The sequence below is a fragment of the Actinoplanes sp. NPDC051633 genome (assembly GCF_040681735.1).
GTDB lineage: Bacteria > Actinomycetota > Actinomycetes > Mycobacteriales > Micromonosporaceae > Actinoplanes.
In genome coordinates, this window is record NZ_JBFAZH010000467.1 from 1 (window position 1) to 5668 (window position 5668).

Sequence of the window (5668 nt, forward strand, 5' to 3'; positions counted from 1 at the left end):
CCCCGGGGTCGAAGACCTTCGTCAGCGCCTCGATACGGACGGCGACCATCCCCCCATGGTGGGGCCTGGTCAGTCGTTCTGCCAGACGGTGCGGTCGAGCCATCCGTCTCCGTTGTCGTCGTACATCGTCTTGTCGAAGACGCCGTCGCGGTTGCGGTCGATGTCGGCCTCGTCGACGGTCCAGTCGGCGTCCAGGTCACGGCCCACGAAATCGGTCCTGCCGTCGCGGTTGAGATCGACCAGGATGTCCACGCCGCCGTCCTCGCGGCCGACGTAGGTGGCCTTGTCCCAGTCGCCGTCGCCGTCCGCGTCCACCCGGTTGTGATAGCCCTTGGGCGGCTTGATCTCCTCGATCTCGGCCTGCATCTCGGCCTGCTGGACCTTGGCCGGGGCCTCCTCGACGTGCGAGGCGAGCTTCATGGTCTCGGCGTCGCCCATGCCGGTGCTCGGCCGGTCGCCCATCCGGGACACCGCGGTCACCTCGTCGAGGTCACGGCCGGGCGCATCGCCGAGGCCGGTGTGCAGGGTCACGTCGCTGCCGCCGGCGCCGCCCTGGCTCACCGCCTCGGCGGCCTGACGGGCCCCGACACCGGCCGCGGTGCCGAACTCGGACCACTCGCCCAGCGACCCGAACAGCCCGAACGTGCTCGACTTGGTCATCCGGCTCTCGACCGCGGCCGCGACGCCGTGCGAGTCGGACGCGACCTGGCTGCGCAGCAGGTCCTTCTCGCTGTCGTCGAGGGTGTACTCGGACAGCGCGCTTTCCGGATCGCGCGACAGCTCGCCGGCGAACGCGGAATCGGTGAGCAGCCGCTCGAGAACGGTGTCGAAGTCGCTCATGCGGCAACCGTAGGACAACGCGTCCAGCGTTTGTATCGGACGAGGGTCTCGAACCAGACCCTCAGTCCAGTTCAGGCATTGCCACCGGCTGGGGGCGCGGGCGGCAGGTGCCGCACTGCACCGCGTCCTCGACCACCAGCGCCTCGGCCCGGCGTCGCATCTCCGACCGGCTCACCTGCAGCAGGTACGGCCCGAAGCGCGCGTGGTCCTCGCACACGCCGCGGCCGCAGAACCGGCAGGACGCCCGCGCCGCCTTCGCGCAGAACCAGCAGAGCACGAGTGTCTTCCTCCATCTATCCGATGACGATCGGCGGTGTCGTGGTGGTCACCGACGGGTTCGGCTCCTCGGGGTCCGGGGAGTCCGGCGGGGTGGGCGAGTCCGACGGATCCGAGGAGTCCGGCGGGCTGGGCGGCGTCGTCGGTGTCCGCGGCGGCGTGGTTGTCACCGGCGGTGTCGTGGTCGTCACCGGCGGCGGGTTGTCCTCGGGATCATCGTCGTCGTTGCCGTTGCCACCCGGCTGCGGGATCGGGTCCGGCAGCACCGGTTCCTCGGTCGGCGGCAGCGAGGCGGAGGGCTCGATCGACGGGGTCTCGACGACCGGCGGCTCCGACGACGGCTCCTCGCTCGGCGACTCGCTGGCCGGCGGCGGGATGGTCACGCCGTCCCCGCAGGACAGGCCGGAGTCGGTGGTGGACGCGGGGCTGCCGACCACCTCGACCCGGCCGCTGGAGACGGTGACGGCCGACTCCTCGACCGAATACCAAGCCTTGCCCACGTTCACGACGTCGCCCTGCGTCCGGGAGACGACGAGGTTCAGCGGCCGGTACGAGCCCCTCGTGCTGCTGGTGTCGGCGAGCACGCGGCCCTCCTCGAGGACCAGCTCGCCGCTCGGTGACCGCCCGCCGCCGGTGCTCAGCTCGCCGATCTCGGTGCTCGATCCGCCGCAGAGCAGCGTCGCCGAGCCACCCGCGAAGGTGATCCGCCCGATCGAGTTCTCCGACACCGAGATCCGCGCACCGGTCTCGACGTAGCGCCGATCGCCGTCCTCCAGCACCACTCGCCGGCCGTCCTGCAGCACCGCCAGGCGGCCGTGGTCGGCGGTGAGCAGCGCCCGGCTGCGGGGCATCTCGGCCCAGGCCGGCCCGGGTGCCAGATTCGCCGCGGTGATCAGCAGCGCGAGCAGCAGGCAGAGCAGCACCAGCCACCACATGCGCCGTTCGAACCGCTTGTCCACCTCGGGGTCCTCGGTGCCGGCCGGCGGGCCGGGGGGCACGATCAACGGCGGGTAGGCGTCGCCCGGGTGGATGCCGAACCGCGGCGCGCGCCGGCCCTCGACGACCGGCGCGCCGCGCGGGTCGCCGGTGGCGCCGACCATCGGCGGGAGGTCGGAGGCGTCCGGGATCACCCAGAGGCGGACCGGGGTACGCGTCTGCGCGACCTCGCCGGGATAGCCGTCCCCGACCGGCCCGATCAGGGTGCCGCGACGCAGCTCGGTGCCATCCTGCATGGCGATCACGCCCGACTCGACGACCACCGCGTGCGTGGGCCCCGGCAGCAGCACCGGCGCCCCGGGGTCCAGGTCCACGGGGTACGACTGGGTGATCAGGGACAGCAGCTCGTCACCGTCCAGCGCGGACAGCGCCGGCGTCTCGGCGAACAACGCCTCGGCCTCGGCCCGGTCCAGCGGCGGCGGGCCGGGCAGCGGGCCGATCACGCTCGCCACGGTCGCTGAGGGCACGCTCAGCAGGGTGGTGCCGGCGGTGTGCCAGTTCAGGGTCGTGGGCCGGCCGGTCAGCGCGTTGCCCAGCCCGACGATGCCGCCGGGGCCGACGTGGTGGCGGACGGTGCCGCCGGGGTCGTTCGGCCTGCGGGCCTGCAGCGCGCCGTCCACCACGACATAGATCGCGTGTTGCGGACCACCGGCCATCACGAGCTGCCGCCCGGTCGGCGGGTGCATCCAGCGGGCCCGCGTCGCCAGGTTGGTCAGCGCCTGCTCGGGCAGGCCGGCGAGCTCGGACTTGCGCAACGCCTCGAGCCGGCGGGGCAGGTCGGTCTCGCGCCGGCGCTCGGCGGCGCGGACGCGGGACTTGCGCCACGAGCGGGCCAGCCGGCCGGCGCCCAGGTGCACGATCGGCAGGCACAGGACGAGCACGATCAGCGTCAGCAGCAGCTTGCCGGTGACGCCGTCGTGCCACAGACCGGTGACCACGCCCTCGACCCGGTCCGCCCAGATCCGGTACGCGAGATTCACCGCGATCACGAGCCAGAGCACGGCCAGCACCCCGTACAGGGCGATGATCTTGCCTTCGCGGTCCAGCATCGACCAGCGCGGCGGGCGGCCCCGCAGCCGGCTGGTCACCCAGGACACGCCGCGGGCGCGCAGGTTGGGGATCTCCAGCCAGTCCATCAGCAGGTAGTAGCCGTCCAGCGCGATGAACGGGTTGAGGTTGAACAGCACGTTCAGATACCAGGCGAAGGCCAGCTTGAAGGCGAGCCCGGCCAGCGCGGGGACGGCCAGGCCGACGAGTTGCATCGAGCCGGCCAGCACCAGCCCGGTGATCGGCCCGGCCGCGGTGACCAGCAGCCGCGCCCGCCGCCCGGCCATCCACACGTCGGTGGTGTCGACGAAGACCGACGGGATGCCGAAGTAGATGAGCAGGCCGGCCGCGGGCACGTCCCGCCCGGCATGCTTGGTGGCCAGCGCGTGACCCATCTCGTGGCAGGCCAGCGCGAGGGCGTTCAGCAGGAGCAGGATGACCGCTCCCAGCAGGTACGAACCGTTGGTCAGGAACAGCGCCTCGGTGCCGCGCCACCAGGTCAGGCCGAAGACGCCGAGCCCGGCGACGCTGATCACCGCCAGCACGATCGCCGCGACCTTGGTGAACAGGAAGCGGCCACCGGCTCGGTAGAGGAACGACACGAGCGGGTCGATGTCGGTCACCAGCATCCGGCGCCCGCGCAGGGTGGCCAGCAGGCCGTCGCGCATCCGGGTGCCGAGCGGGCGGCGCACCACCTCCTGCAGCGGGCGGAACGCGTCGACCGGCAGCTCCTCGAGCATCCGGTTGCCGGCCAGGTCGGCGACCACGCGGCGGACCTGGTCGGGGGCGAGCCGGCCGGCGATGCGGGCGAACTCGGCGACCAGCCGGGCCACGGTCAGCGTGCCGTCCATCAGCAGCGCGAGCTGCCACTCGTCCGGGGTGAGCCGCAGATAGCAGGCGCGCGAGCCGTCGTCGGGCGAGCGGACCATGATGTACGCGGGACCACGCACGCTGTCCAGCTCGACGGCCTCGACACCGGCACGCAGCACCGGCCGCGCGCGGGCGGGGTTCAGCCGGTCGACGACGGCGGCCCACAAACCGGGGTCGGCGGGTCCGACGGGCTCACCCGGAGCCCGGCCGGCCAGCGACTCCCAGAGGTTCATCCGGGTCTCGACGTACGTCACTTGAGCATGCCTCTCTCAGCGTCCGGGCCGATGACGGGTGGGCCGACGACGGATGGAGAGTAGGCGGTTGGCGTACGTGAACGCGAGCCTCGCCGCGAGAATGCCGGACAATACAAGCACAAAGAGGGCATAAGACTGCGGTGGATGATCCCGGTCAACCCCCTTGACCGAGATCACCCACCGCCGGGGTGAAGTTCTGACTCAGCCGGAGCTCAGCCGGCCTCGGCCAGCGTCGCGGTCACCGTCTTCTGTGCACCGTCGCGGGTGAAGGCGACGGTCACCTTGTCACCCACCGAGGCGCCCTGCACGATCGTGATCAGGTCGTCGGAATCGTTGATCGCCTTGCCGTTGACCGTGGTGATCACGTCGCCCTGCTGGATCCCGGCCTTGGCCGCGGCGCCGCCCTCGGTGACCGTACGCACCAGCACGCCGCCGCCCTCGGCCTCGGCCACGCTGACGCCGAGCGCCGGGTGGCTGACCTTCTTGCCGGCCATCAGCGTGTCGGCGACCTGCTTTGCCTTGTTCGACGGGATCGCGAAGCCCAGGCCGATGTTGCCGGTGGAGTCGCCGCTGGTGGCGATCGCGGAGTTGATGCCGATCACCTGGCCGCTGATGTTCACCAGCGCGCCGCCCGAGTTTCCCGGGTTGATCGGCGCGTCGGTCTGCAACAGGCCGGACATCGAGTTGACGCCGCCCTGCGTCTGACCCTGCGGGTTCTGCTGACCGAACGGGTTCTGCGGGTCCTGCTGCTGCTCGTCGTTGGTCCGGATGGTGCGGTCCTTGGCGCTGATGATGCCGGCGGTCACCGAACCCTCCAGGCCCAGCGGGCTGCCCAGCGCCAGCACCGTGTCGCCGACCTGCATCTGCGAGCTGTCGCCGAAGGTGGAGATCTTCAGGCCCGAGACGCCGGAGGCCTTGATCACCGCGAGGTCGGTGCGCGGATCGGTGCCGACGATGGTGGCGGTCGCCTTCTTGCCGTCCGCGAAGATCACGTTGACCGTGTTGCCCTGCGCGGTGGAGACCACGTGGTTGTTGGTCACGATGTAGCCGTCGGCGGTGAGGATCACGCCGGAGCCCTCGCCCGAGCCGGTGGTGATCGAGACGACGCTGTCCTGCACGGCGGCGGCGATCTGCGCCAGCGACGATCGGTCGACCACCCGGGTCGTCGACGCGTCGCTGGTCGACACCGTGTTGGAGCCGTTGTTGTCGTCCATCGCCATCACCGTGGCGGCGCCGATGCCGCCGCCGGCCAGCGCGATCAGCACGGCGGCGGCGCCGGCCACGAAGATCTTGCGCCCGCGGCCGGCTCTTGCTCAAAGTTCCCAAATTAGAGTAAGAGGTATTTTTGTTTTTGGTGGTCGCCTCTCATTAGTTGTTCTGGGGTT

General features: G+C 71.4%; 3 protein-coding genes and 1 pseudogene. All 4 read right to left on the bottom strand.

Going from position 1 to position 5668, the window contains the following annotated elements; all coding sequences use genetic code 11:
• Positions 1–69 precede the first annotated feature (69 nt).
• Positions 70–840 (bottom strand): hypothetical protein, encoded by a 771-nt coding sequence (locus tag AB0M20_RS23990; RefSeq protein WP_364301665.1) that lies wholly within the window; start codon positions 838–840, stop codon positions 70–72.
• Between the two features lie 61 nt (positions 841–901).
• On the bottom strand, positions 902–1117 hold the full coding sequence (locus AB0M20_RS23995) for a hypothetical protein (protein WP_364301667.1): 216 nt from the start codon (positions 1115–1117) through the stop codon (positions 902–904).
• 16 nt (positions 1118–1133) lie between these two features.
• Positions 1134–4283: a cyclic nucleotide-binding protein gene (locus AB0M20_RS24000; RefSeq protein ID WP_364301669.1), complete on the bottom strand. Its 3150-nt coding sequence runs from the start codon at positions 4281–4283 to the stop codon at positions 1134–1136.
• Positions 4284–4495: 212 nt separating this feature from the next.
• A pseudogene (locus AB0M20_RS24005) lies at positions 4496–5551 on the bottom strand (trypsin-like peptidase domain-containing protein); the annotation flags it as partial.
• Positions 5552–5668: the final 117 nt, after the last annotated feature.

Bases quoted from the DNA above. Each gene is read 5' to 3' on its own strand.
- AB0M20_RS23990 (WP_364301665.1), bottom strand. From the start codon at position 840: ATGAGCGACTTCGACACCGTTCTCGAGCGGCTGCTCACCGATTCCGCG.